Source organism: Tolypothrix sp. VBCCA 56010 (assembly GCF_050875635.1).
In the GTDB taxonomy this organism is placed as follows: domain Bacteria; phylum Cyanobacteriota; class Cyanobacteriia; order Cyanobacteriales; family Nostocaceae; genus Hassallia.
On sequence record NZ_JBPAOH010000425.1, the window covers coordinates 1 to 508 of the forward strand.

Consider the following 508-nt stretch of genomic DNA (forward strand, 5'->3'; position numbering starts at 1 on the left):
CCCTCACCCGCGCAGCTAGGACTCAAGCTAATTAAGCGTTTACCTCAATCTTTAACTGAACGCTTTCAGGTGATTATTTTAGCTGATACTGCCTTTGGTAGTAAAGAGTTTCTTCATGGAATACGCCAGCTTCAATATCACGCAGTTACAGGCGTAGCTATCAGTCGTAAGTTAACTGATGGCAGACTTTTAAGACATTTACATAAACAGGGGCAACAAGTTTATTTAGTTGGTTTAAAATTTACTGTTACTGTTTCTTGGTATTACTTAAAGCGTGATAATGGAAAGTTAGAAAAGCGATTTGTTTTGTCTACTAGACCAATTAAAGCCTCTACCCTTAAATGGTGGGGTAAGCGTCGATGGCAGATTGAGGGTTGGTTTAAAACCGTAAAACATCGCTTCGGTTTACATCGTTTTGGACAGGGTTCTCTCCTTGGTATGTATCGCTGGCTGATTCTTTCTCTCACCGCTTACCTCATCGCTCATTGGACTTATCTCCATATTCAGT

At 40.6% G+C, this 508-nt stretch carries 1 protein-coding gene; it reads left to right on the forward strand.

Annotation, left to right across the window (positions count from 1 at the left end):
• Positions 1-508, forward strand: a 508-nt coding sequence (locus AABK37_RS41840; protein WP_432557250.1) for a transposase, incomplete at both ends; no start/stop codon positions are given.